Consider the following 24,871-nt stretch of genomic DNA (forward strand, 5'->3'; position numbering starts at 1 on the left):
AATCTGACATGGCCCAGGTACTCCGCTTGGCATGGCGTCCATCCGACAGTCCACATGGGGGCTGTGGATAATTAATCGTTCTCCTGCGTACCACAACAGTCAATTAGGAACCAGCAGGTACCTAGCTACTCGCAAAGGTAACTAGGAACTTTCAGGTTCCTACCTTTACGCCCTGCCATAAGTGAAACTTTGGGCAGTATTGGTAGGAAGTATTGGACTCTGAGGGAATCCGCAAGCACTCTTGGATATCGGATGTGCTCGCCGTTGAATGTCGTCAACGTAAGCGCAGTCCGAAACAATCTCCAGTGGGAGGTTCCAATGCCTTCAGAATTTGCTAACGACAATCACCAGACCAGAGTGCCCAAGAAGCCGCCAGCCACCACCTCTACATTCATACCCGAACGACTGCTCGACAGCGACGAAGCAGCCTCGATTATGAAGTGCCATCCCAAGACGTTGCAGAAATTGGCACGGAAAGGTGTCGTGCGTGGCGTCCATGTCGGAAAGCTGTGGCGCTTCCGTGCGTCGGTCATTGAGGAGTGGATTCAACGTCAGCTTGCTAGTTAATCCACAAGATAAAACTCTCGACCTCTGCCCGGCGCAGCGCTAACCTTGTAATAGCCATCCGGTGCGCCTGAGACAGGAGAAAGCATGTCAAGGCGAACACGGTATCAACAAGGAAGCGTGCAACGCGAAAGGCGGCGGAGCGGGCCTGATGTATGGATTTTTCGGTGGTATGAGACTGGAACCGACGGCAAGAGCAAGTACCGTAAAGCAATCGTCGGCACGGTCGATACACTCGCGAATGAAGCATCGGCCCTCAAAGCAGCACAAGCGTTGCGCATCGACGCCAATCAAGAAACCCCGCAGGCAGGAGCCGGGCCGAGCACAATTGCCATGCTCGTTGCGCATTACAGGTTGAAAGAATTAGCCGGTGATCGTAATGGGAGAAAAGCGTTCTCGACGCGATCTGCCTATGAATGCAATCTGGAGAACTGGATTCTTCCTCGTTGGGGAGATCACACGCTCGACCAGGTGAAGTCCGTTGCAGTCGAAGATTGGCTGGACGGGATCAAGCGGGCGAAAGGCACACGGGCCAAGATTCGGAACCTCATGAGCGCACTGTTCACACATGCAATGCGATACGAATGGTCGGACAAAAACCCGATCAAGCTCGTGCGTCAAAGCGCAAAACGTGAGCGGATTCCTGATGTTCTGGAGCTGACCGAGCTTCAACTACTGCTGAGCAAGCTGGGAATCCGGGAACGGACTTTGGTTCTGCTCGACGCTGGCACAGGACTTCGCGTGAGCGAACTTCTGGCTCTTCGCTGGCGTGATGTGGACTTTGACGCTCTCGAACTCAGTGTGACTCGTTCGATCTGGCACCAGGTAGTGGGCGATTGCAAAACGGAGGCATCCGCGAAGCCGGTTCCGCTCGATAGCTATATGGCGGAAGACTTGCTGCGCTGGCGTCGCCAGAGCGCCTACGCGCTGGATGACGATTATGTCTTCGCCAGCGAGACTATGAGGGGAAAACAGCCGTACTGGCCGGACAACCTCATGAAGCGGCATATACGGCCGGTTGCGAAAGCAAACGGCATTCACAAACGAATCGGCTGGCATACCTTCCGTCACAGCTTCGGCACCTTGCTGAAGGCGAATGGGGAAGATGTGAAGACGGTACAGGAGCTTTTGAGGCACGCGAATAGCAGGATCACGCTTGACGTTTACACGCAGGCGACGAATTCGCATAAGCGAGCTGCACAAAGCAAGGTTGTAAGGATGATGGTTCCAAATCTGGGTGAAACGAAGGGTGCTACACACCCTCAAAAGGTAGGGTAGGGTGCTTATTGCACCCATATCAAACCTTAGACCTTTGTCTTTTTGGGGTCACCCATCATCCTAAGTGCTTTAGAATGATGGCGGAGACGACGGGGCTCGAACCCGCGACCTCTGCCGTGACAGGGCAGCGCTCTAACCAACTGAGCTACGTCTCCAGCGTTTGGGCTGGGCGGAGGTTGTGATCCAACGCTGCGAGGGACTCGTAGGCAGGACTGCAACTTCCGCCGCTTCAGTACTTGTGTCACCACCTGCTCGTGAGAGCGCGGCGGGTCAGCACTGCGCGGCAACAAGACTGAGTCTACCAGAACTCTTTCAGTTTGTGCAGGGCGACGTGGGTGTTCGGAGGCGAGGATCCACAGGTGGGGGCGCGGTAGGTCGATCAAGGGTTAGGCCACTGGGCGGAACGTTTCCTGGAGAGTAGATGCGGTGAGAACGTGGCTATCTTGACCTTTTCGGGGGCGGGTAGGTAAAGTTCGTCAAAGTGGGAAAACGTTTGCTGGGACTGCCCCATGCCTGCGCAAGAGGATTGAGATGCGGATCGTAGCGGGAGTTGACTTTGGCACGCTGAGCACTCGCGTGACGTTACTGGATAGTGAGCGCGGGAGGCTGGGGACGGCTTCGGCGTCATATCCGCTGCATCGGAGCCGCGAGGAACCAGACCTTGCGACGCAGTCGCACGCAGACCAGATGCGGGCGCTGGTGGGGGCCATGCGCGCCGTGCTGACGGAGACGGGTGTGGACGGCGATCAGGTTGAGGCGATTGCGCTGGATACGACGGGGTCGAGCGTGGTGCCCGTCGATGCGAAGATGCAGCCGTTGAACGAGTACTACCTGTGGTGCGACCACCGGGCGCTGCATGAGGCGCAGGAGATTACGGAGCTTGCGCATGCGGAGGGCCTTGAGGCCATCGAGTGGTGCGGCGGGGTGTACTCGCATGAGTGGGGATGGGCGAAGCTGCTGCACTGGCTGCGGCACAACCCTGACAAGCGTGCGCAATTTGCTAGCGCGTTCGAGCATTGCGACATGGTGGCGGCGACGCTTGCGGGTGTGACGGATCCGAAGCTAGTGAAGCGGTCTGTTTGTGCGATGGGGCACAAGTGGATGTGGAACCCGAAGTGGGGTGGGTATCCGAGCCAAGCGTTTCTCAGCTCGGTCGACCCACTGCTGGATGGTGTGCGCGAAAAGATGGAGAGCGAGGTTTTGACCTCGGATCATCTTGCGGGGCATCTCTCGGCCGAGTGGGCGGAGAAGCTGGGTCTGCGGACGGGCATTCCGATTCCGGTGGGCGCGTTCGATGCGCACTGGGATGCGATTGGCGCGGGTTGCCGCGAGGGCGATGTGGTCAATGTGGTGGGCACGTCGACGTGCATCATCGCGATGGGTAAGAACGTGAACCTGGTGCCGGGTGTGTGCGGCGTGGTGCCGGGCAGCGTGCATCCGGAGTACACGGGTGTGGAGGCGGGGCTCTCCGCGGTCGGCGATATCTTCGAGGCGATTGCGAAGCGTGCGGGGTCGGATGTTGCGACGTTGTCGAAGGGGTTGGAGAGCTACAAGGCCGGGCAGACCGGGCTGCTGCGATTGAGCTGGGATAACGGAGATCGTACGGTGCTGGTGAATAGCGAACTCACCGGCATCACGCTGGGATGGAACCTGCTGCACACGGCGCAGGATGAGTTATTCGCGGCGATTGAAGGAACGGCGCTGCACACGCGGATCATCTTCGAGCGCATGGCGGAGTATGGTGTGCCGATTGAGCGTGTGATCAATGCGGGCGGCATTCCGCAGAAGAACGATGTGCTGAACCAGATCTACGCGAATGTGCTGAACAAGCCGGTGCTGGTGCCTGCGACGACACCGACGAGTGTGGGCTCGGGCATCTTCGCGCAGCTGGCGGCGGGGATCTTTGGCACGATTGAAGAGGCGCAGCAGAAGATGTGTCCGGAGTATCGGACATTTACGCCGGAGTCGAGGGCTGTGGCGATCTACGACGAGCTGTTTGCGCTGTATCGGCGGGTGTACTTCGGGTTTGGACAGGATGGCGCGGCGGAGCCGATGTACGGCATCCTTCGTGACTTGAGGACGGTTGCGGCGCGCGTGCTGCAGGCATAGATAGATTGATCGACTACAGATTCATCGAGATGGACGGCAGGAGATAGATACGTGAATACAGGCAAGACACTTGAGCTTTGGTTTGTTACTGGAAGTCAGCACCTCTATGGGCCGGGGCCGCTGCAGCAGGTTGCGGAGAACGCGCAGAAGATTGCCGCGAGCCTGGATGGCGAGAGCGCGATTCCGGTGCGTGTGGTGGCGAAGCCGGTGATGGTGAACGCGGAGAGCATCTCGAAGATTGCGAACGAGGCGAACTCGAGCGATGTGTGCATCGGGCTCGTGCTGTGGATGCATACGTTCTCGCCGGCGAAGATGTGGATCGCGGGGCTGCAGGCGCTGCGCAAGCCGGTGCTGCATCTGCATACGCAGTTCAATCGCGAGCTGCCATACGCGACGATCGATATGGACTTCATGAACCTGAACCAGGCGGCGCATGGCGACCGCGAGTTCGGATTCATGATGGCTCGCCTGCGGCTGGCGCGGAAGGTTGTGGTGGGTTTCTGGGGTGACAAGGAGACAGTCGCGGAGATTGGTGCGTGGTCGCGTGCGGCGCTGGGATGGCATGAATCGCAGCACCTGAAGGTGGCGCGATTCGGCGACAACATGCGCAACGTTGCGGTGACGGAGGGAGACAAGGTCGAAGCGCAGCGGGTGTTTGGCTACACGGTGTCGGGCTTTGGCATTGGGGATCTTACGGATCGCATGGCACAGTTCTCGGACGCCGAGGTGGCGAAGCTCGTGCAGGAGTACCGCGATACGTACACGATTGCGAAGGAGCATGATCGTGCGGACTCGCTGGCGGATGCGGCGCGCATCGAGCTAGGCATGCGCGCGTTCCTTACCGAGGGCGGCTTTGGGGCGTACACGGATACGTTCGAAGACCTGCATGGTATGGCGCAGCTTCCGGGCATTGCGTCGCAGCGGCTGATGGCCGATGGCTTTGGTTTTGGCGGCGAGGGTGATTGGAAGACCGCGGCGCTGGTGCGCATCATGAAGGTGATGGCGCAGGGCATGGATGGCGGCACGTCGTTCATGGAGGACTACACGTACGACTTCGCGGGCGAGCCGAAGGTGCTGGGATCGCACATGCTGGAGATCTGTCCGTCGATTGCGAAGGCTAAGCCTACGGTGGAGGTGCATCCGCTGGGCATCGGTGGCAAGGCCGATCCGGTACGACTGGTGTTCACGGCTCCGGCGGGACCGGCGGTGGTTGCGACGGTCGTGGACATGGGCAATCGGTTCCGCATGATCGTGAACGAAGTGAAGGTGGTGGATCCGGAGCATGAGTTCCCGAAGCTGCCAGTGGCTCGCGTGATGTGGATTCCTCAGCCGAGTCTGCGCGTGGCGGCGGCGGGTTGGATCTATGCGGGCGGAGCGCATCACACGGGCTTCTCACAGGCGCTGACGATGGAACACATGGCGGACTTCGCGGAGATTGCGGGCATCGAGCTGGTGCGGCTTGATGCGGACACAAAGTTGCATCAGCTGCGCCAGGAGCTGGTGTGGAGCGATGCGGCGTACAAGCTGCGGTAGGGCAGCGAGTCAGCTGGTTAGCCGCTTCGCGGTTAGCGCTTCGCGTTAGCGGCTGTTCCGTTGGCTATGTTGCTCGAGGGGAGATCGAAGGTGCTACTAAAGACATTGCGAGAGGAAGTGCTTGAGGCGAACCTTGAGCTGGTGAAGCGTGGGCTGGTGCTGTACACATTTGGCAACGCTTCTGGTGTGGACCGGGGGCAGGGGCTGGTGGTGATCAAGCCTTCGGGCGTGGACTATGACCGGCTGAAGCCGGAGCATATGGTAGTGACGGACCTCGATGGGAAGATTGTCGAGGGCGAGTATCGGCCGTCGTCGGACCTGGACACGCATACACTGCTGTATCGCGAGTTTCTGCAGATTGGTGCGGTGGTGCATACGCACTCGGAGTTTGCGACGAGCTTTGCGCAGGCGGGGTTGCCGATTCCGGCGCTGGGCACAACGCACGCGGACTACTTCTATGGGCCTGTGCCGGTGACGAAGCCGCTGAGCGATGCGGCTATCGGTGGGCGGTATGTGCATGAGACTGGCGTTGCCATCGTGGAGCGTTTTCGCGGTGGGAATGGGGTTGAAGCGGTCGATCCGCTCGCTGTGCCGGCTTGTCTTGTGGCGGGGCATGCTCCGTTTGCTTGGGGCAAGGATGCGCACGATGCGGCGCATAACGCGGTGGTGCTGGAGGCGGTGGCTCGCATGGCGTTTCGGACCTTGTTGCTCGAGGCCAATCCGCAGGTGGTGACGCAGGCGCTGCTTGATCGGCATTACTTCCGCAAGCATGGAGCGAATGCGACGTATGGGCAGACGAAGGATGTTTGCTAGGTGATGTTGAGTGAACGGAGCCGCTGCGAAGAGACGCGCAGCGGCCTTCGTGTTTGGTGGTAGTTTGGTGGAACGCAAAGCGAGGGTTGAGTTGGCGAAGCAGGGAAGCAGGCGCAAGAGCGCAACTCGCGAAGGACGGCTGGACATACGTGGTGTCGCCGCGCATGCGGGTGTTTCGGTCTCCACGGTGTCGCGCGTCGTCAATCGCAATCCTCGCGTGGATGAGCAGCTTGCGGAGCGGGTGCGGGCGGCGATTCGTGAGCTCGGCTATATTCCGAGCCGGGTGGCGCGGTCGCTGGTGTCGGGGCGCAGCAGCACGTTCGGCGTCATCATCTCGGACATCACGAATCCATTTTTCCCGGAGCTGATCCAGGGCTTTGAAGATGCGGCCGTTGAGGTTGGATACGAGACGCTGATCGGCTCGACGAACTATGACCTGCAGAAGATGGAGGCGTGCGTTGACCGGATGCTGGAGCGGAAGGTCGATGGGGTTGCGGTGATGACCTTCGGCATTGAAGGACCGCTGCTGGATAGGCTGGCGGAGCGCGGCATCCCGATGGTGTTTATCGACAAGGCTCCGGCGACGCAGAAGTCGCTGGCGATCAGCATCGATTATGCGCAGGGGATTGCGGCGGCGGTGGAACATCTTGTGGAGCTGGGGCATGAGCGCATTGCGTTTGTCTCGGGACCTCCGGCGCTGCACTCCGCGGTGGCGCGCCGCAGGGCATTTCAGGCTGCGATGAAGAAGGCGGGGCTGAAGACCGAGCCAGCGTACCTGGTCGTTGGCGATCACATGCTGGAAGCGGGCATGGCTGCAGCGCAGGCATTGTTGCAGCTGAGCATGCCTCCAACGGCGATTGTCTGCTCGAACGATCTGTCCGCGATTGGCGCGATGCACGCGGTATCCGCGGCGGGACTGAAGGTGCCGCAGGATGTTTCGGTCGTGGGCTTCGACGATGTTCGTTTCAGCGAATTCCTGATTCCGCCGTTGACGACGGTGCGGATGTCGCGGACGGACATTGCGCGTGCGGCGGTGCAGCTGCTGCAGCAGCTGGTGGAAGGCGGCGAGCATGCACCACTTGCGGCGGTGCCGACGAGCCTGATCGTGCGGCAGAGCACGGCGAAGCCCAAGGGCTAGGGAACGTAGAGCTTGTAGAGCGTGACGACTGCGATGGCGCCGGCGAGCGCGAGCAGGAAGCCACTGGTTCGACGCTTGTGCATGAACCACAACAGGACAAAGCCGGTGAGCGAGACGAGCACGAGCAGCACGGCGCTGGCGTCGATGAGGAAGGCCCAGACCTTACCCGAGTCGCGGCCCTTGTGGAGATCGTTCATGACCGCGACGAAGCCGCTGGAGACCTCTGTGAGTTCGTACTTGCCGGTGTCGCGATCGATGAAGGTATCCGCGGTGTAGCCGGGGGCGCGCATCGAGATGGAGACCTGCGAGTCGTCGATGCGTACTTCGCCGACGGCTCCGTGGACGTGCTCGCGCGCACGGAGCATCTCGACGAGGCCGAGCTTGTCGGGATCGTGAGATGCTCCTTTGCCCAGGAGTGCGGCGTCGGCGACGCCGTGCCTGATGACGGTGCGCTGCTGGCTGGCGAACCAGTCGGGATGATTGAGCGTGAGGCCGGTGGCGGCGAAGAAGAACACTACCGCGAAGCTGACCATGGAGAGGTAGATGTGCAGCCAGCGGCTGACGATTGCCGACTGGCGGCGCAGATGCACCTTCCAGGAGACTGCGGGCCGGGCGTCTGAATTCGCTGTACTAGCGCTTCCGGTAGTCAAGCGTGATCTCTCCCAGCTCCTGCCCCGGAGCGATGGTGGCCTGTTCAGGCTTGCCGGTGAAGCTGAGCTCGCGACGCTGGACGTCGTAGCCACCATGTTCGCGTGCGGCTTCGATGACCACCGTATACTTGCCGGCCTTTACGGGCTTGCCGGTGTTGTCCTTGCCATCCCACTTGAGGTTGTAGTGTCCGGGCGGGCGCGTGGCGGAGCTAACGGTGCGCGAGATGTCGGTGCCTTCGCTCATGGTGCGGACCTGGTCGTCGCGATACCACTGCTTGAGCTCCGGCAGCCAGCGATTCTTTTCGAACCAGAGTGCGAGGGTGCGGACGGGGAAGTGGTCCGCGTCCTCGATCCACACGGCTACGTAGGGACGGCGATAGCGTGGGTTGTCGATGCGCTGGAGGTTGAGATCGATGTTGAGTTCGTAGCTTGGATCGAAGAGCCCGGCCGCGGCCTTCTGTTGAGGTGCGAATGCCGCAGGCTGATAGCGCGGCGTGGAGGCGGCGAACTCGTAGCGGTTCCAGCCGGGGCTGGTGACCTGGCTGCCATCGGCGAGCACGAGCATGTAGTCGACGCCGGGCAGAGTGCGGGCGAGCGCGGCGGATTCGTCTTCGCGCAGCACGCTGAAGGCGGTGGCGAGGGCACCGGCGGTCTCGGCATCCTTGGCGATGACGGTAGAAGACAGAATGTGTGCGGTGGGTTGCGCGGTGCGTGGGTCGATGAGATGCGAATACTGGGGCTTATCGAAGCTATAAGCGCTGGCGGTGGTGAAGCCGCGGCGATAGTCGCCGCTGGTGGCTACGGCGCGATTGGCGACGACGATGTGGGTGAGGGCGCGGTCGTTGTCGGAGGCAGAGCGTGGATCGGTGATGCTGACGACCTGAGTCATCGCGCCGCGCACGACGACATCGCCACCGACGTTGAGCATGATGCCTTCGGCTCCCGCGGCCAACGCGGCGTCGGCAGCTTTGGCGGTAATCCAGCTCTTGGCGAAGGACGCGAGGGCTAGCGGCGTGTCGCTGACGCGGGTTGCCGTGTGATGTTGGGCGTCGAGCGTCCAGTGAGGCTGGGCGATGGACTCACGAACCTCGGCGATCTCGTGCGCGGTGGGGATGCGGCCTTCCGAGGTGGCATTCTTCCAGAGGCGTGTGGCGGCTTCGACGCTGGGATCGAGTGCGCCGTTCGTGCGGTTGCGCCAGGTGTCGAAGGCTGAGAGGACGGTGAAGAGGTCGGCAGAGACGGGAACAGCCTCGAAGTGCGTGCGTTCCCAGCGGGAGAACTCGCTGTGCTCGTCCCAGGCGCTGAGGATGGCGCGCTCGCGATCAAAGACAGCGAGCGCGGCAGATTCGGCGCGGGCGGCGGAGGCTTCGTCTTTCGCACTGACATGCATGGCGAGGCTGGTGCCGAGCACGTTCTCGTGGTGGAAGGTCCATGTATTGCTGTGCTCGCCGGAGTTTGCGGCGAGGGCCTGCTGGCTGAGCGGTGCGGCGGCGAGAGGAAATGCGCTGAGGGCGCTGAGGAGTCGTCGCGTCTTCGGGTTCATCATCATCTCCTTGGGTGATTTTGCTGAGGGTTCGCTACGACTGCGGCGGGACGTCGGAGCGACGCTGCTCGCCATCGGGACGGCCCGGGCCGCCGGGCCCGCGGCCGGGACCTTGCGTGCTGAAGTACTTCAGGAGCTCCTGCTTGTCGAGGAAGCCGTCGTGGTTGGTGTCGATGGCGTCGAACTGTGCGGCCAGGCCATCGGGAACTTCGTTGCGAGCGAGCTTACCGTCCTTGTTGGAGTCGAACTCATCGAACATATGGTTAGCTCGATCTTCGACGGTCTGCTGGCGGACGCGGATCTCGTCCTGAGTTAAGTTTCCGTCATGATTGGCGTCGAGCGTGAGCAGCGATGTGCTGGCGGCAGCGATCTCGTCGGCTTCAAGGATGCCGTCGTGGTTGGTATCGAGCGCGTTGAGGACTGGGTCCATGCGGAAGACGCCTTCGGCACGGCCTGGGCGGGCGCTGGGACCGGCGGGCATGGCCTGATGGGTGCTCAGGGCTCGGATCTCGTCGGGCGTGAGCCTGCCGTCGTGGTTGGCGTCGCCGCGGGCGAACATACCCTGCATGCGCTCGGGGAGATCGGCGGCGACGAGGTAGCCCTTGCTGGTTTTGTCGAAGCCCATGAGCTGCTGAATAAGTTGGTCAGCACCGGCGTCGGCCTCGGGCGGACGGCCGGTGAGTTCGTCGGCGGTGAGCTCGCCATCGCCGTTGCGGTCGAGGGTGAGAAGGCTGGTAGGGGCAGCCTTGATCTCATCAGGCGAGAGGGCTCCATCGTGATCGAGGTCCAGCGCCTGCAATGCGAACCTGGGCTGCTGGCGACCTCCGCCGGGGCCTTGCGCGGAGGCCAAAAGCGGGAGCGCGGCAAGTGCGGCGATGCAGGAAAGAGTGTGAAGAGAAGAGCTCACGTTCAGCCTCGATTTCATATACGACTAGTTTGGTCGCAGATCCACTATACCTATTCACCAGCTAGTTTGGAGGAGAGATGCGCGGGCTGTTCGATGATCGGGCAGCTCACTCCTGATCGTTGTCGGAGTCTTGATCTGGCTGTTCCGTATCTGCGGTTGACGCCGCGCTGTGCTGGGTATGTGAAGGGAAAGCGGCGTGAAGCATGGCGCGTGTTCCAGAGAAGAGGACGACCTGCAGCCATGCGAGCTGCGCGATGACGACGGCCAGGATGAGAGGCCAGCGACGGGTCGTGCGCGTGAACACTGCTCGCATGGTTTCGCCTTTCTAGAAGCTGAAGGACATTTGGAGGTCGATGCTACGGTTGGACGCTGCGCTCCCGAAGAAGCCACCTGCGATGGCGGTGGATTTGTCGAAGTTGGGCGAGCTGAGGACGCCGTTGGGCGTGGCGAGGCTAGTGTGGTTGAGGGCGTTGTGGGCCATGACGGCGAAGTTGAGGGCGTAGCGACGAGGGACCTGCTGATCGAGCCGAGGAGGACCGCCGTTGCCGCTGAGGCCGCCGGGCCCGAGGCCACCGCCGCCGCCAGGGCCACCACCACCGGGACCACCGCCTCCGGGGCCGCCAGGACCACCGCCGGGTCCACCACCCTGTGAGCCGCCGACTCCGCCTTCTACGCGAGGACCGATGCCGATGGACTTGCTGATGCGGAGGTTGAGGCTCCAGTTGGAGGGGCCGGTGCCGAGGTCGTAGGGGATGCGTGTCGCGGTGGAGCTGGGATCGAGATCGAAGGCGCCGAGCGCGGTCTTCACGATGTCGGTGCTGGATGCGGTGGCGTAGGACGGGCGGTCGTTGTACTGGTTGTCGCCGTTGAGGTCCGAGCCCGTCGTGATGTTGAAGGGGTTGCCGGCGTTGGCGACGAGGAAGGGGCTGAGGCTGATGCCGAAGGGCGCCTGCACACTGCCGCCGAGGAGGAAGCGGTTGCGGACATCGAAGGAGGCGCGACCGTAGTCGGCACCGGGGTTGGTCTGGTCGGAGGGGAAGTACGTTGCGCCAGAGGTATCGGACTTGGCGAAGCCGAGCTGGTAGAAGCCGAAGAGCGAGGTGCGCTTCATGCGGACGGTGTAGTTGAGCATGAGCTGGTTCTGGTTGTACACACCATCGGACTGGAACTGGTAGAGGTTCTCGTTGATGCCGTTGGGACGTGTGCCGGTGACGCCGTTGTAGGTACCGGCTTCGTAAGCGTTGATGTTGTCACTCAGGTACTGGTGCACGCCGCGCGAGTTGATGTACGTGGCCGAGAGCGTGAGCAGTTTGCCGAAGCTGTGATCGACGCCGACGGCCGCTTCCATGTTCACCGAGGCCTTGAGGTTGGGTGAGATGGAGTAGATGGTGGGGGCTGAGGTGCTCAAGCTGGCGAGCGTGGAGGGAGCGGGAGCGTTGGAGTTGAAGGTGGGGTTCTCGACGACGTATTTCTGTTGATTGACGCCGTTCTGGCGGATGGCATTGAGCACGTTGGTGGCGGCGAAGCGGTCGTAGAACCAGCCGTAGCCGGCGCGGATGACGGTGTTAGCTTTCTTGCCATTGGTGGCACCGGGGGCCCAGCTGAGGGCGAAGCGCGGCGCGAAGTCGGCGTGGTCGCCGATGCGGTTCTGGCCTTCGTAGCGGATGCCGTAGCTGAGGGTCAGGTTGGGCTTCGCGGTCCAATCGTCCTGGTAGAAGAAGGCAGCGTCGAAGAGGTTCAATCGCACGGTGGGCTTGGTGTTGACGGTGACGTCGTACTCGGACGGCGTGCCAGCGGAGTAGGCGGCGAGCGAGGAATAGATATAGTCGCCGTTGGCGCCCGCGGTGGAGGTGTTGACCTCGTGCGTGAGACGGAGGCGGGTGCCGAAGTTGAGGGCGTGCTTGCCGTGCGCTGCGGTCACGTAGTCCTGCAGTTCGTAGCGGTCGATGTTGTCCTTGACGGTGCCGGAGTTGTTGCCGCCGCAGGTGACGGCACCTTGCACGGTGACCGTGGGGTCCGTGGAGAGGTTGTAGTTGTTGCAGGTGAAGCCTGAAGGAAGCGACGCGGATGCGGCTGTGGTGGGCGTCTGGTTGTCGCGATCGGTTGCAAACTGGAAGCGGAGATCGTTGACGACTTTGGGGCTTAGGATCTGGGTGTCGCTGATCTGAACGGTGTTCTCGATGTTGTGGGTGTTGTAGGCCTGCGAGGGAAGCGAGAAGCCGGACACGCCGCTGTTGGTTGCGATCTGGCGATCGAACATGTAGCGCACGCTGAGCGTATTGGTGGCGCCGAGCTGGAAGTCGAAGCGCGGGCTGATGTCGAGGCGCGACTGCGGATTGGGCTGCGCGATCTTGTAGGCGACGGTGTTGCCGCTGGCATCGAGTACCTCGGCGTTGACGATGGAGTTGGAGGCGTTGTCGCGACGGAAGACGTTGCCGAACCACGAGGCGTTTTTGGTGAGCGCGCCGCTGGCATTGCCGGTGAAGAAGGTGGAGTAATAGGCGGGCTCGCTGGTGACGAAGGGGTTGAGCGAGTTGAAGACGTTGTCGTTGCCGTTGACCATCAGCGTGCCGTGGAACTTGTCGGTACCAGGCTTGGTGAGGATCTCGATGCGACCGTAGCCGAGCTTGTCGTACTGGGCGGAGAAGGGATTGCGATTGACGCGGATCTCGCGGATGGCGCTCTTGGGCGGGAGCTGGCCTCCGCTGAAACCGTCGATGTAGATCTCGCCGCCTGATGGGCCAGCGGAGGGACCGGCGAGGGCGGTGAGCTCGTTCTGCAGATCGTCGGGATCGTCGGAGAGGGCATCGAGGTCCTTGCCTTTGATGACGATGGAGTTGGCGTTGTCGTCGGGGCTGACACTGACGCCGGGAGCTTCGGTGTCGACCTGCACGGAGGACTCGACGGAGATTTCGAGCTGGACGTCCTGGGTGGCGGGCTTGTCAGAGAAGACCATGATGTCGTTGACGAGCGCGGGGCTGAAGCCCTTGGCGACGACCGAGAGGGTGTAGCGGCCGAGAGCGAGGCGGGGAATCTCATAGGTGCCGGCGGCGGAGCTCTTGACCTTCCGGGCGATGGCGCCGTTGCTGGAGAGCGTGATGTCCGCCTGCGGCACGAGTGCGCCGGAGGGATCCTTGATGGCGCCGCGGACTGTGCCCGTAGCCGTCCCGGTGATTGAGCCCGTGGGAATCTGAGCGAGCACGGGGGCTGAGAGCGCCATGGAAAGCAGAAGAGTGATGGATACAAGAGCGAAGTTGCGAAAGCGAATCATGCGTTGCCTCTTTGGACCATCTCCAGAACAACGCATGGGTGCGGACCGTGCGGCCACAATGGGTAACGCGCTGTAACGAATTGTCACTACCGCAGTGACCAATCGTGACAAAAAGGGTTGTTGCAGGCTGGCGCATCGGCGCTAGTCTGGATCGAGAGACACCGACTCGAGAAGGGCGCGATGGACGAGGTACTGCTGATCGACGACGATGTGGAGCTGTGCGAGATGCTCACGCAGTATCTTGGGCGCTACGACTTCCACGTCTCGGCGGTGCACCGCGGCGACTCGGGGCTGGAGGCTGCGCGGCAGCGAGCGTGGGACATGATTCTGCTCGATGTGATGCTGCCCGGCATGGATGGCTTCGAGGTGCTGAAGAACATTCGCACGTTCTCCGCGGGCAGCGTTCTGCTGCTCACGGCGCGGGGTGAGGATGTGGACCGCATCGTGGGTCTTGAGCTGGGCGCGGATGATTATCTGGCCAAGCCGTTCAACGCTCGCGAGCTGCTGGCGCGGATTCGCGCGATTCGGCGGCGGGCGATTGCGCCGGTATCCAGCGAGGAGCGGCAGACTCTCAGTGTCGAAGGACTAACGCTGGACAGTGCGGCGCGCACGGTGACGCTGAATGGTGAAGCGCTTGACCTGACGGATGTGGAGTTTGCGTTGCTGGAAGTGCTGATGCGATCGCCGGGTAAGGTGGTGGATCGCGACAAGCTTTCTGAAGAGGTGCTGGGGCGCAGCTTCAACCCGTTCGATCGCAGCCTGGACATGCATGTGAGCCGGCTGCGCAAGAAGCTGGCGCGCGATGGGAGCGGCGAAGACCTTGTGAAGACGGTGCGCGGCGCGGGGTATCAGCTGGTGCTGCGCCGTGTCGTAGGGGGTCGCAACTAAGTTATGCGTGGACTTTTCTTTCGTATCTTTGCCATCTTCTGGCTCGCGCAGAGCCTTATCTTCGTGATCTCGACGGCGCTGATCGTGTCGCAGCATTTTCCTAATGGTGGAACGATCGCTGAGGCGCTGGACAGCAACCTGCACAACAGCGGGGAACTGGCGATTGCCGCGTATAACAAGGCGGGCTGCGAGGGCTTCGCTGCGAACGCCCAACGTTATGAGCCTTTCGGCGCCGCGCTGCTAGATACAGAAGGTGATGTGATCTGCAGCGTGTCAACGCCTGTGCCAGTCGCCGGGTTGAAGCCTCATCTTGCAGACCATATCGATGGCCGCGACGTCAGTGGCCGAACGGTTTGGCTGGTGCCCGTAATGGCGAGCAGTGGGACGCGATACGAGTATGCGTGGGTCGCACCTGCGTCGCATCGCCACCCTCCACCGCGGCGCTGGCAGTTCTGGCACTTCGCTGTGCCGCAGCTTCCGGTGGCGATCCTAGTGGGAGGCGCGACGACGTTCGTGCTGGTGCTGTTTATCAGCAGGCCGTTGGTACGGCTGCGTAAGGCTTCGCGGCAGCTGGCGGAAGGCAAGCTGGAGGTGCGCGTGGCGCAGTCGCCAAAGCAGGCGGCGCAGGCGAACTCGGATGAGTTCCAGGGACTGGTGCATGACTTCAACCACATGGCCGAGCGGCTGGAGTCGATGGTGGGAGCGCAGAAGCTGCTGGTTCGGGATGTGTCGCATGAGTTGCGTTCACCGCTGGCGCGATTGAGCGTGGCGTTGGAACTGGCGCGCGAGGATGCGGAGCCGGGGCTGGAACCGCATTTCTCCCGCATCGAGCGCGAGGCGAGCCGCTTGAACCAGCTTATCGGCCAGTTGCTGACGCTCTCCGCGATGGAAGCGCGCGATGGTGCGGGAACGTACGAGCCGGTGTCGCTGAACGGAGTGTGCGAGCAGATTTTGCCGGACGCAGAGTACGAGGCGCAGCAGCGGCCGTGTCGTGTGGAGTTGGTGCAGGAAGGGCAGTTCCGGATCCGTGGCAATCCCGAACTGCTGTACCGCGCGATTGAGAACGTGGTGCGTAATGCGATTCGCTATACGGCACCGAACACGCTGGTGAAGATGCGTATTTTCGGCGACCAGGTGCAGGGACAGGCGTTCGCAGGGATTGAGATCAGCGATGCGGGGCCGGGGATTCCGGAGAAGGAACTCACGGAGATCTTCCGGCCGTTCTATCGCGTGGACCGTGCACGCAGCGCAGATACGGGTGGGTTCGGTGTGGGACTTGCGATCACGGACCGTGCGGTGCGCCTGCATGGAGGCACGGTGCGGGCGTTGAACCGCAGCGAAGGCGGCATGAGTGTGACGCTGCTGTTTCCGTTGGCGTAGGGATCGTGATCACGCGGAGTTGCGGCGGCTAGATCTTTGTCGCCGGCAGAGGGATGGACATCTTCTCTTCAGTCTGCACGGCGTCGTGGGCGACGGCGCAGGCGATGCCGGAGCCGAAGCCAACCATGAGGCCCGCGTCAATGGCGTGTTCGCCGCGGACAGCTTCGACGAAGGATCGCACGGCGCATAGTGTGGGGTCTTCGGTGGTTGTCACTAGCTTCTCGCCGGGGCCACGATAGGGCATCTCGTTGGTGGTGGAGTAGGAGGCTCCGGTGACGGTGCCTTGCTGCGCGACGACGCCGGAGTTCTTGCGGGGTGACTTGTCCTTCTCATAGAAAAAGGTCGCGTCTTCGATGGTGAGTTGCACGCTGCCTTCGTCGCCGTAAATCCAAAGCTCATTGCCGGACTTGGCGTTGTCGGTAAGTGATGAGAAGACCAGGCGGCGGCCTTCGGTGTAGTGGAGCACCATCTGCACGTTGTCGCCGACAGTGCGGCCATCGTGGTACTTGACGATGCTTTGCGTGCCGAGGACGCTCGATGGCTGCTCACCGAAGACCCAGTTGGCGATGTCGATGTGGTGCGAGCCGAGCTCGGTGCCGAGGCCGCCGGAGGTTTCCTTGTAGAGTCGCCAGTTGATGAGGTGCTCGAGCTTGCCGCCCGGATCGGGCGAGGGCACGGGGCGACGCCAGCTGCCGTTGCGATGCCAGTAGGCGTAGACGTGCGTGGGCTTGCCGATGGCCCCGGCCTTCACGCGGCGGATGGCTTCCTGCACCCACGCGGCGTAGCGGTACTCGTGGCCGACCTGGAGCGGGACCTTGAGCTTGTGCACCTCAGCGAGGATGTTCTGGTTGTCGGCGACGGTGAAGCCGAGGGCCTTTTCGCAGTAGATGGGGCGTCCGGTGCGGGCCGTGGCGATGACATGCTCGGCATGGCAGGCGACGGGACTGGCGATGAGGACGGCGTCGATGTCCTCACGATGCAGGAATTCAGCGAGCTTCGCGGTTGCGGGGACTTCTTTACCGACTAGCTTGTTGGTCTGCTCGTAGCGGGGAGGATAGATGTCGCAGATGGCGCTGATGGAGACGCCGGGGACACGCAGCAGCTGGCGGATGTTTTCCTGTCCGCGACTGCCCGAGCCGATGATGCCGATGCGAATGGGCTTTACTGCGGGGGCGGCGGCGCGAGCAAGAATGGAAGAGCCGAGAGCAGCAGCAGAGGCGGTATGCAGGAAGTTGCGACGGTTCATTCGGTGGCGTCCTTTTGCGTTCAGTGCTTGAGGTCGTTGCCTTGAGATGGTTGCAGAGTGCAGTGGCTGGTGTCGATGGTTGTCTTCCATCGAAATGCGGTGCAGGTGTTTGAGCCGTCCGCCGTTGAGACGATGAGCGCGCTGGAGTGGTGCGCCTCGTGCTCGAGTATGCGCAGGCTCTCGGCCGGAGGATCGACGAAGAGCACGTTCGAGAGCGCGTCGCTGGCGGTCGCGGAGGGGTCGAGGATGGTGACTTGCACGCGGCCTTCGACGGGACGCAGGGTGCGTGGGTCCATGATGTGGCAGTAGAGATGACCGTTGGAGACGAAGTTCTTCTGCGAGCAGTCGGAGCTGGAGAGCGATGTGTCACGGAGATAGACGGTGGTGAGCGTGTCGTTGAGCGGCAAGGGGCCGGGGATGACGATCTTCCAGCCGGGCTCACCTGGAGGCGCTCCCAGTGCGTAGATGGTGCTGCCGCCGGCGGAGAGCATGGCGGAGTGCACACCGTCCTCGCGCAGAAGAGCGACGGCGGCATCTACCGCGAAGCCCTTGCCGATGCCGCCGGGATCGAGTTCAACGCCGGGGTTGGTGAAGTGCACGGTGCGTGCGTCGGGGTCGAGCTGCATCTTTTGCCAACCGGTGGCCTCGCGCGCTCGCTCAAGTTCTGCGCTGGAAGGGATGCGGCCCTGGTGGCGATAGAAGCCCCATAGTTTCATGAGGCGGCCGACGGTGATGTCGAACGCGCCGTTGCTGGCGCGGCTCCAGCGTTGACTGGCGATGAGGAAGCGCATGGTTTCCTCGTCGGTTGTTACAGTCTCATGGCCTGCGAGTCGATTGATGCGCGAGAGCTCGCTGCCGGGCTGGTAGTTGGACAGCAGAGCGTCGATGCGGTCGATTTCGTCGAAGACCTGCTGCTCGATGGCCTCGGCTTGAGACTGACTTGGGCTGTAGAGGCTTAGCGTGTAGACGGTGCCCATGGCCTTGTGGTCGGCGAGGTAGAGACTTGGGTTCTGCGAGGAAGATTGCGCTGCAGTCGTAGTGGCATACGCCACCACGAGCGCGACGACGACGAGGGTGAATGGCCAATCGTTGTGAGTTCGAACTTTCGTGCGTGACTGCGACGGCAGGAACATGCGCATCCATCCTAGTACGGGGTAGGCAGTGCTGGATGCCAGCTCGACCAGCTATTCTGTACGGCAGGGATGGGGTGAGTCGAGCGCGCCCTTCCGAGGATGTGCGATGACGAATATCTCCCGCGTGGTTCTATTGTCTGTGGCTGCTGTGATGTTGCCTCTTGCTCAGGCACAGAGCTTCACGTGTGTCACCGGCGCTGGGCCAAACGCTGGGCGGCTTGACGCCGCGAGCGTGGCTGCGGCGGATGTTGCGGGCTTCGACTTTGGTATGGCACCGGACCATTTCGATGCGAAGGGTTGCAGCGCGGCGAAGGAGTTCTTTCTCTCGGTGCCGGCGAAGGATGGCAACTACCGCGTGACGGTGACGCTGGGGGGATCATCGGCTGCAGTGACGACGGTGCGTGCGGAGGCGCGGCGGTTGATGCTGGCGCCCGTTGCGACGAAGGCGGGGAAGACCACGACGTCGAGCTTCGTTGTGAATGTGCGGACGCCGAGTATTGCGGGCCAGTCGAAGGAAGACGGCTCTGCAGCCGTGGTGAAGCGAAAGCCTCGCGAGCTGAATTCGCTGGACTGGGACAGCAAGCTGACGCTGGAGTTTGCGGGCGAACGGCCTTCGCTGGTGAGCGTGCGGGTTGCGCCCGTGGATGCGGCGACGGTCTATCTCGCGGGCGACTCGACGGTCGTGGATCAGGATAACGAGCCGTGGGCGGCATGGGGGCAGATGCTGCCAGCGTTCTTCAACGATCGCGTGGCGGTGAGTAACCACGCTGAGTCGGGCGAGACGATACGGTCGTTCGAGGGCGAACTGCGGTTTGCGAAGATCTTTTCGACGATTAGGAAGGGCGATTACCTGTTCTTCCAGTTTGCTCACAACGATCAGAAGCCAGGCAGCGGATTCGTTTCGCCGGAGATGTATACCGGCCTGCTGGCGAAGTACATCGCGATGGCGCGACAGCGTGGAGCGACGCCGGTGCTGGTGACGAGCATGAATCGCCGGACGTTCGATGCGAGTGGGCACATCACGGATACGCTCGCGCCGTACCCAGAGCTGATGCGTAAGGTGGCTGAGGAGCAGAAGGTTGCGTTGATCGACCTCAACGCGATGAGTAAGACGCTGTATGAGGCGATTGGCGAGGCCAACTCGCGCAGCCTGTTTGTCTATGCTGCGGCGAATACGTACCCCAAGCAGGCCGAGGCGCTGCACGACGATACGCACTTCAACGGCTATGGAGCGTATGAGCTAGCGCGTTGCGTGGTGCAGGGCATTGTGGAGGACAAGCTGCCGCTTGCGGCGTTTCTGCGCGAACCGCATGCGCGCTTCGATCCGCGGCATCCTGATGCAGCGAGTGCGGTCGCGTTGCCACAGGCGTCCTTCTACGATCTTGAGAAGCCCTATGAGCGGTAGGGCTTAGTCGCGCTGCTGTTTGCCGTGCGCGGAGCGGTAGTAGCCTGAGTGCCGTTGCAGCACTACGGCGGCGGCGCCGCGGAGGAGCGCGAGCTCGCCATCGCCGATGGACATGAGCTTGGGCGAGGAGCCGGTGAGCAGACCGGCGCGGCATTCGCGCTCGATAATGTGATGCGAGAGCTCCCACACGGTGGTGATGTCGCCGGCGAAGAGGATGACCTCGGGCGAGAGGGCGGCATTGATCATGCGCAGGCCCTTGCCGATAGCTTCGCTCTGGCGCTCGAGCGCACGCAGCGCGGCGGAGTCTTTGCTCAATGCGCGGGTAGTGAGTTCGCTCATCGTCAGCTTCTCGTTGTTGCCGGTCAGCTCAGCGTAGTAGCGAGTCGCGGCGCGGGAGGAAGCGAACATCTCCCAGCAGCCGTGCTGGCCGCAGCCGCACAATGGGCCGGAGGCGTCGACGCAGATGTGGCCAAACTCGCCGGCAAGGCCGCCGCGTCCGCTGATGAGGCGGCCTTCCGCGAGCACGGCCGCGCCGACGCCTTCGGAGATGGCGACGAGCACAACGTTGCGGAGGCCATCGAGGTGTCCGAACCAGAGCTCGGAGAGAAGGCAGGAGTTGGCGTCGTTCTCGAGCTCGACGCGCAGGCCACCGACGCGGCGGGACAGCTCACCGCAGACGTCGTAGTTCTTCCAGTTGAGGTTGGGTGCGAGCGTGAGTCGGTTGCTTTGGGGCTCGACGCGGCCCTGCACACTGAGGCCGATGCCCTCGAACGATTTCAGTGGGGACTGGTCGCGCAACATGTTCATGCCTTCGGCGATGGCCTCGATGCTGCGCTGCACCTTGGAGGCGAGCGGAACGACCAGGCGCGAGAGGAAGCGACCGTTGAGGTCGACGACCGCGAGCACGGCCTGGGTGGGGCGGACGTCGGCGACGAGGATCAGCAGGTCGTCGTTGAGCGAAAGCATGGTGGGCCGGCGGCCGCGCGCGGTCTTTACCGCGCCGCCTTCCTTGATCCAACGCTCTTCCTTGAGCTGCTCGACGATGGACGAGACAGTGCTGGGCTGCAGCCCGGAGAGGCGCGCGAGATCGACGCGCGAGACTGGTTGCGAGGAGCGGACGTACTCCAAGATGAGGTCGCGATTGATGTCGCGGGTCAGCTCGGTGGAGGCGACCTCGACATACGCGAGCTCGCGCACGGCCCGGATTGGGTGGCGGACCGGGGTTTTTCGCAGCTGCTTCGCATTGGGAGTGGATGACATGAACGGTAGCGCTGACTTATCGCCGTAGGTTCAGCATACCGCAGAGGGATTGGGATAACGAGCATTCTTTGGGGGGACTACAGGATTGTTCCACTTCACGGAAGATCGACTTGGCAAAGCATTCTGGACAAATTGTCAGAGGGAGCATTGACAGAGTCAGTGGTGATCGTTATAAATTTTCCGTCTGAAAATAAAGACAGGCAAGAGGGCTGAAGTGCGACTCCCCTGGGGCTTTGCCAGGTGCAGGCCTGACGTCCCGTTCCCTGTCATTTGCTAGAGGAGATCTGGATGTCGCTTACACGCCGCGACTTTGTAGGCTTGACGGTCGCTGCCATGGCAACAGGCCCTGGCAAGGTACTCCGCGCCGAGTCAAAGCCTGCTACTGCCGGCGTCGCGCTGACGGGCGAACATGTGCGCCAACGCATCGATGGCTTTGGTTTCTGCGAGGCATTTCATGCTGCGGGAGCTATCCAGAACCTGGGGGACAAAGAACGCGGAGTCTTGTTGGACCTGATGTTCTCTCCGACTGCGGGGATGGGGTAGCCGGTGTGGGACTTGGGGTGGTCGCGATGTTGTTTGGATGGCGCCGCCGCCGCAGGCTTCCCACCTTGCTGGCACTGGGCTTCGCGGTCCTCTGCCTCTCGACCCTGTCGGGGTGCGGAAGCTCAGCCACGACGCAAAGCTCGGTGGTCACGGTCGCGATCTCAGGCGACTCCGTACGCGACACAGCGAGCTTTACACTCAATGTGAACTAACGATGAGAGAAGGGAAGTCGCGATATCGTCGAAGCCATCAAGAAGTGTCTTGTGCTCGGTGGTCAATGGGCACGGGTGGTCGCCTGCAGGCGACAGGTTGTGCAGAAGGTAATGCCTGCTGCTCTGCAACGCTCTCTGCTTCGCTTGTGCTGGCTGGCATCGCTAGTGGTTGCGTTCTCTGCGCCCGCATGCGCAGAAGGGGTACATCCCTGGATAGCCACATGGGGATCTGCACAGCTTCAGCCGTACGGAGCGGAAGTGCTTTCCCCGAAGACCTTTGACCACACGACACTGCGAGAGGTCGTGCATGTCTCGGCGGGCGGTTCGCAAGTTCGGATTCGGCTCTCGAACGTGTTCGGCCAGTCGGCACTCGAGATCGCCTCTGTGAGCATCTCGCGTCCAGCAGCGGGTGCGGAGCGCGGCGTCATTGTTCCTGAGTCCGCGCAGAAGCTGACGTTCCATGGGGCGACATCTGTGTCGGTCCCGATGGGATCAGAGTATGTCTCGGATCCCATCAGCGTGAAGCTTCCTGCACTTTCGGATCTTGTGGTCGACATCGAGATCAACGCGGCGCCGATGAACGTTACGTTGCATACGGGAGCGCGGGCAACGAGCTTTCTTGCGAGCGGTAGTCATGGCGGTGAGGCTAAGTTGCCATCCGCACAAAGCTGGACGCGGTGGTACTTCCTGTCCGGTGTCGAGGTTCTCAGCGGAGAACGCAACGCAGGCACGGTGGTTGCGTTCGGGGACTCGATCACCGATGGCCATGCCTCGACGACGGACGGCAACGATCGTTGGCCGGACTTCCTTGCTCGCCGATTTGCGGCGGAGGCGAAGACGCACGGACTTGGTGTGGTGAATGCGGGTATTGGCGGTAATCATCTTCTCTACGATGGTCTGGGGCCGAATGCGCTGGCGCGGTTCGATCGCGATGTTCTGGCGCGGCCCGGTGTTCGCTATGTGATCCTGCTGGAGGGCATCAACGACCTTGGAGGCCTTGATCGTCTGGAAGATCATGGCGCTGCAGTCCATGCGGCTTGGCTGGCGCAGGTGGAGTCGGCGATGGCGCAGATTGTGGTGCGGTCGCATGAGCGCGGAATTATCGTCTATGGCGCGACGCTGACGCCTTACCTGGGTTCGGATTATTACCATCCCAACGCGGCGTCGGAGGCTGACCGGATCGCACTCAATGATTGGATTCGCGATTCGCATACGTTTGACGATGTGATCGACTTCGATGCCGTCGTGCGGAATCCCGAGAAGCGTGACCACATGCTGCCGGCTGCCGATAGTGGCGACCACCTGCATCCTGGCCCGGAGGGCTATCGTCGAATGGGCGACGCCATTCCCTTGAAGCTGTTCGTGCGGTAGCTTGATCGAAGGATGATGACCAACGCGATGTATCTCGGAATCGACTGTGGAACGCAGGGGACCAAGGCCCTGCTGGTGGATGCTGCCGGTCAGGTACACGGTCGCGGCTATGCGAAGCATGCTCTCATGGAGCGGCCTTCAGGAGCGCGTGAGCAGGAACCGCAGTGGTGGGTGGAGGCGCTGAAGACCGCAGTGAAGGCAGCGCTGGCGACGGCCCCCGCGGGTTCGCATGTTGAGGCCGTCGGTGTGAGCGGGCAGCAGCATGGACTGGTTGTGCTGGATGATCAAGACAACGTTATTCGGCCGGCGAAGCTGTGGAACGATACGGAGACGGCGCCGCAGAATAGCGAGATTATCGAGCGGCTGGGGGGACGTGAGGCGTTCTTTCAGCGCTTCGGCATTGTGCCGCTGACGGGATACACGGTGTCGAAGCTGCTATGGCTGGCAGAGTGTGAGCCTGCGAACTTCGCTCGTGTGCGCCACATCCTTCTGCCACACGAGTATCTGAACTTTTGGTTAACGGGGACCATGGCTGCCGAGTGGGGCGACGCTTCGGGCACGGCGTTTTTCGATGTGCGGCAACGGGCGTGGACGCGCGAGGTGCTGGACGCGATCGACGGCGGTACTGGCCAATTATTCTCCGCGTTACCACCGCTGATTGGACCTGATGGTGTTGTCGGAACGATTCGCGCTGATGTCGCGACTGAGCTGGGGCTTCCGTTGGACTGCGTGGTCGCAGCGGGTGGCGGCGACAACATGATGGGCGCTATCGGCACGGGCAATGTGCGCGAGGGTGTGGTGACGTTGAGCCTGGGGACGTCGGGGACGGTGTACTCGTTCAGCGAGAGCGTGCCATCGGACCCGACGGGCAACGTTGCTCCCTTCTGTTCGTCCTCGGGCGGCTGGCTGCCGCTGGTTTGCACGATGAATGCGACCAATGTCGTTACGGCTACGGCGCAGCTGCTGGGTAAGACGGTGCTTGATATCGATGGTGCGCTGGATGCGACTCCGCCCGGCGCTGATGGCTTGATCTTTCTGCCGTTCCTCAACGGCGAGCGGACGCCCGATCTGCCGGAGGCGCGCGGTTCACTGCATGGGGTCTCGGCGATCAACTTCACACCGGGGCATCTGCTGCGTGCTGCGGTCGAGGGTGTTAGTTTTGGCATCCTTAGCGGCCTTGATCTGGTGCTTGCGGGACGCGTTGCAGAGATGATCAATGTCATTGGTGGTGGCGCTCGATCACGTGGATGGCGGCAGCTGCTTGCTGACGCCACCGGAGCAACGATCCAGGTCCCGGTGGAAGAGGAGTCGGGTTGTTTGGGTGCGGCCATCCAGGCAATGGTTGCGAAGACTGCATCTTCTGCGCATCCGTTGAGTTTCGTCGAAGTCGCGTCTCGGCTGGTGCGAATCGATGACAGCGCGACCTGCAGACCGCGCGCGGAGCTTCGAGATGCATACGATGCCGCTCGGGCAGCCTATCGCAAGCAACTGCAGCAGTATTACGGAATTTAGTCTCCATCACCCGGTCTAAACCCACCGCCTTTAGGCGGTGTGCTTTCAGCGTCTTGCTGGATACTGGAAGAGATGGTGGAGTATCGCAAGAACGCGCATTCCGTGTGGGACATCA

Annotated in this window: 20 protein-coding genes and 1 tRNA gene; 12 read left to right on the forward strand and 9 right to left on the reverse strand. The window is 62.0% G+C overall.

The window, feature by feature from the left end:
- Positions 1–318 precede the first annotated feature (318 nt).
- Together AC5E6W_RS16555 and AC5E6W_RS16560 are read left to right on the forward strand one after the other, a co-directional pair.
- Positions 319–567: a helix-turn-helix domain-containing protein gene (locus AC5E6W_RS16555; protein ID WP_491753436.1), complete on the forward strand. Its 249-nt coding sequence runs from the start codon at positions 319–321 to the stop codon at positions 565–567.
- Positions 568–651: 84 nt separating this feature from the next.
- Positions 652–1,842, forward strand: coding sequence for a tyrosine-type recombinase/integrase (locus tag AC5E6W_RS16560; protein WP_491753437.1), 1,191 nt, complete (start codon positions 652–654; stop codon positions 1,840–1,842).
- A gap of 78 nt (positions 1,843–1,920) precedes the next feature.
- Here AC5E6W_RS16560 and AC5E6W_RS16565 read toward each other — a convergent pair.
- A tRNA-Asp gene (locus AC5E6W_RS16565) sits at positions 1,921–1,997 on the reverse strand.
- 376 nt (positions 1,998–2,373) lie between these two features.
- On the opposite strand from AC5E6W_RS16565, the gene AC5E6W_RS16570 reads away from it, so the two are divergent.
- From AC5E6W_RS16570 to AC5E6W_RS16585, 4 genes are all read left to right on the forward strand, one after another.
- On the forward strand, positions 2,374–3,951 hold the full coding sequence (locus AC5E6W_RS16570) for a ribulokinase (RefSeq protein ID WP_491753438.1): 1,578 nt from the start codon (positions 2,374–2,376) through the stop codon (positions 3,949–3,951).
- A 51-nt stretch (positions 3,952–4,002) separates the two neighbouring features.
- Positions 4,003–5,484, forward strand: a complete 1,482-nt coding sequence (araA, locus tag AC5E6W_RS16575; RefSeq protein ID WP_491753439.1) for an L-arabinose isomerase — start codon at positions 4,003–4,005, stop codon at positions 5,482–5,484.
- A 90-nt stretch (positions 5,485–5,574) separates the two neighbouring features.
- Positions 5,575–6,297, forward strand: a complete 723-nt coding sequence (locus tag AC5E6W_RS16580) for an L-ribulose-5-phosphate 4-epimerase (protein WP_491753440.1) — start codon at positions 5,575–5,577, stop codon at positions 6,295–6,297.
- Between the two features lie 91 nt (positions 6,298–6,388).
- Positions 6,389–7,435, forward strand: coding sequence for a LacI family DNA-binding transcriptional regulator (locus AC5E6W_RS16585; RefSeq protein ID WP_491753441.1), 1,047 nt, complete (start codon positions 6,389–6,391; stop codon positions 7,433–7,435).
- On the opposite strand, the gene AC5E6W_RS16590 is transcribed toward AC5E6W_RS16585, so the two are convergent.
- From AC5E6W_RS16590 to AC5E6W_RS16610, 5 genes are all read right to left on the reverse strand, one after another.
- Entirely contained in the window at positions 7,432–8,085 is a 654-nt protein-coding gene (locus AC5E6W_RS16590) for a PepSY-associated TM helix domain-containing protein (protein ID WP_491753442.1), read from the reverse strand. The two genes, AC5E6W_RS16585 and AC5E6W_RS16590, sit on opposite strands and share 4 nt — an antisense overlap.
- Positions 8,066–9,628 carry a DUF2271 domain-containing protein gene (locus tag AC5E6W_RS16595; RefSeq protein ID WP_491753443.1) on the reverse strand — a complete coding sequence of 521 codons (1,563 nt, stop codon included), beginning with the start codon at positions 9,626–9,628 and terminating at the stop codon, positions 8,066–8,068. Before AC5E6W_RS16595 ends, AC5E6W_RS16590 begins: the two co-directional genes overlap by 20 nt.
- Before the next feature lie 34 nt (positions 9,629–9,662).
- A complete protein-coding gene (locus tag AC5E6W_RS16600; protein WP_491753444.1) occupies positions 9,663–10,535 on the reverse strand; it encodes an EF-hand domain-containing protein in 873 nt (290 codons plus the stop codon).
- A gap of 106 nt (positions 10,536–10,641) precedes the next feature.
- Positions 10,642–10,848, reverse strand: coding sequence for a hypothetical protein (locus tag AC5E6W_RS16605; protein ID WP_491753445.1), 207 nt, complete (start codon positions 10,846–10,848; stop codon positions 10,642–10,644).
- A gap of 12 nt (positions 10,849–10,860) precedes the next feature.
- Positions 10,861–13,806, reverse strand: a complete 2,946-nt coding sequence (locus tag AC5E6W_RS16610) for a TonB-dependent receptor (RefSeq protein ID WP_491753446.1) — start codon at positions 13,804–13,806, stop codon at positions 10,861–10,863.
- 180 nt (positions 13,807–13,986) lie between these two features.
- Here AC5E6W_RS16610 and AC5E6W_RS16615 point away from each other — a divergent pair, with 180 nt between their 5' ends.
- Together AC5E6W_RS16615 and AC5E6W_RS16620 are read left to right on the forward strand one after the other, a co-directional pair.
- Complete coding sequence (locus tag AC5E6W_RS16615; RefSeq protein ID WP_491753447.1) at positions 13,987–14,694, forward strand: response regulator transcription factor; 708 nt, start codon at positions 13,987–13,989, stop codon at positions 14,692–14,694.
- A 3-nt stretch (positions 14,695–14,697) separates the two neighbouring features.
- Positions 14,698–16,074: an ATP-binding protein gene (locus tag AC5E6W_RS16620; RefSeq protein ID WP_491753448.1), complete on the forward strand. Its 1,377-nt coding sequence runs from the start codon at positions 14,698–14,700 to the stop codon at positions 16,072–16,074.
- 28 nt (positions 16,075–16,102) lie between these two features.
- On the opposite strand, the gene AC5E6W_RS16625 is transcribed toward AC5E6W_RS16620, so the two are convergent.
- Together AC5E6W_RS16625 and AC5E6W_RS16630 are read right to left on the reverse strand one after the other, a co-directional pair.
- On the reverse strand, positions 16,103–17,320 hold the full coding sequence (locus AC5E6W_RS16625) for a Gfo/Idh/MocA family protein (RefSeq protein WP_491753449.1): 1,218 nt from the start codon (positions 17,318–17,320) through the stop codon (positions 16,103–16,105).
- A gap of 20 nt (positions 17,321–17,340) precedes the next feature.
- Positions 17,341–18,459 (reverse strand): FAD:protein FMN transferase, encoded by a 1,119-nt coding sequence (locus tag AC5E6W_RS16630; RefSeq protein ID WP_491753450.1) that lies wholly within the window; start codon positions 18,457–18,459, stop codon positions 17,341–17,343.
- Between the two features lie 100 nt (positions 18,460–18,559).
- On the opposite strand from AC5E6W_RS16630, the gene AC5E6W_RS16635 reads away from it, so the two are divergent.
- Positions 18,560–19,858 (forward strand): rhamnogalacturonan acetylesterase, encoded by a 1,299-nt coding sequence (locus tag AC5E6W_RS16635; protein WP_491753451.1) that lies wholly within the window; start codon positions 18,560–18,562, stop codon positions 19,856–19,858.
- Positions 19,859–19,861: 3 nt separating this feature from the next.
- On the opposite strand, the gene AC5E6W_RS16640 is transcribed toward AC5E6W_RS16635, so the two are convergent.
- Positions 19,862–21,118 carry an ROK family transcriptional regulator gene (locus AC5E6W_RS16640; protein WP_491753452.1) on the reverse strand — a complete coding sequence of 419 codons (1,257 nt, stop codon included), beginning with the start codon at positions 21,116–21,118 and terminating at the stop codon, positions 19,862–19,864.
- A gap of 288 nt (positions 21,119–21,406) precedes the next feature.
- Here AC5E6W_RS16640 and AC5E6W_RS16645 point away from each other — a divergent pair, with 288 nt between their 5' ends.
- The 3 genes from AC5E6W_RS16645 (at position 21,407) to xylB (ending at position 24,756) form a co-directional block, all read left to right on the forward strand.
- Positions 21,407–21,661 (forward strand): hypothetical protein, encoded by a 255-nt coding sequence (locus AC5E6W_RS16645; protein ID WP_491753453.1) that lies wholly within the window; start codon positions 21,407–21,409, stop codon positions 21,659–21,661.
- A 470-nt stretch (positions 21,662–22,131) separates the two neighbouring features.
- Positions 22,132–23,244, forward strand: coding sequence for an SGNH/GDSL hydrolase family protein (locus AC5E6W_RS16650; protein WP_491753454.1), 1,113 nt, complete (start codon positions 22,132–22,134; stop codon positions 23,242–23,244).
- A 12-nt stretch (positions 23,245–23,256) separates the two neighbouring features.
- Entirely contained in the window at positions 23,257–24,756 is a 1,500-nt protein-coding gene (gene xylB, locus AC5E6W_RS16655) for a xylulokinase (protein ID WP_491753455.1), read from the forward strand.
- Positions 24,757–24,871 lie beyond the last annotated feature (115 nt).

Source organism: Bryocella sp. (assembly GCF_058498515.1).

Coding starts and splice junctions, on each gene's coding strand:
- AC5E6W_RS16555 (WP_491753436.1), top strand. CDS start 319: ATGCCTTCAGAATTTGCTAACGACAATCACCAGACCAGAGTGCCCAAG.
- AC5E6W_RS16560 (WP_491753437.1), top strand. CDS start 652: ATGTCAAGGCGAACACGGTATCAACAAGGAAGCGTGCAACGCGAAAGG.
- AC5E6W_RS16570 (WP_491753438.1), top strand. CDS start 2,374: ATGCGGATCGTAGCGGGAGTTGACTTTGGCACGCTGAGCACTCGCGTG.
- AC5E6W_RS16595 (WP_491753443.1), bottom strand. CDS start 9,628: ATGAACCCGAAGACGCGACGACTCCTCAGCGCCCTCAGCGCATTTCCT.
- AC5E6W_RS16605 (WP_491753445.1), bottom strand. CDS start 10,848: ATGCGAGCAGTGTTCACGCGCACGACCCGTCGCTGGCCTCTCATCCTG.
- AC5E6W_RS16610 (WP_491753446.1), bottom strand. CDS start 13,806: ATGATTCGCTTTCGCAACTTCGCTCTTGTATCCATCACTCTTCTGCTT.
- AC5E6W_RS16615 (WP_491753447.1), top strand. CDS start 13,987: ATGGACGAGGTACTGCTGATCGACGACGATGTGGAGCTGTGCGAGATG.
- AC5E6W_RS16620 (WP_491753448.1), top strand. CDS start 14,698: ATGCGTGGACTTTTCTTTCGTATCTTTGCCATCTTCTGGCTCGCGCAG.
- AC5E6W_RS16625 (WP_491753449.1), bottom strand. CDS start 17,320: ATGAACCGTCGCAACTTCCTGCATACCGCCTCTGCTGCTGCTCTCGGC.
- AC5E6W_RS16630 (WP_491753450.1), bottom strand. CDS start 18,459: ATGCGCATGTTCCTGCCGTCGCAGTCACGCACGAAAGTTCGAACTCAC.
- AC5E6W_RS16635 (WP_491753451.1), top strand. CDS start 18,560: ATGACGAATATCTCCCGCGTGGTTCTATTGTCTGTGGCTGCTGTGATG.
- AC5E6W_RS16640 (WP_491753452.1), bottom strand. CDS start 21,118: ATGTCATCCACTCCCAATGCGAAGCAGCTGCGAAAAACCCCGGTCCGC.
- AC5E6W_RS16645 (WP_491753453.1), top strand. CDS start 21,407: ATGTCGCTTACACGCCGCGACTTTGTAGGCTTGACGGTCGCTGCCATG.
- xylB (WP_491753455.1), top strand. CDS start 23,257: ATGATGACCAACGCGATGTATCTCGGAATCGACTGTGGAACGCAGGGG.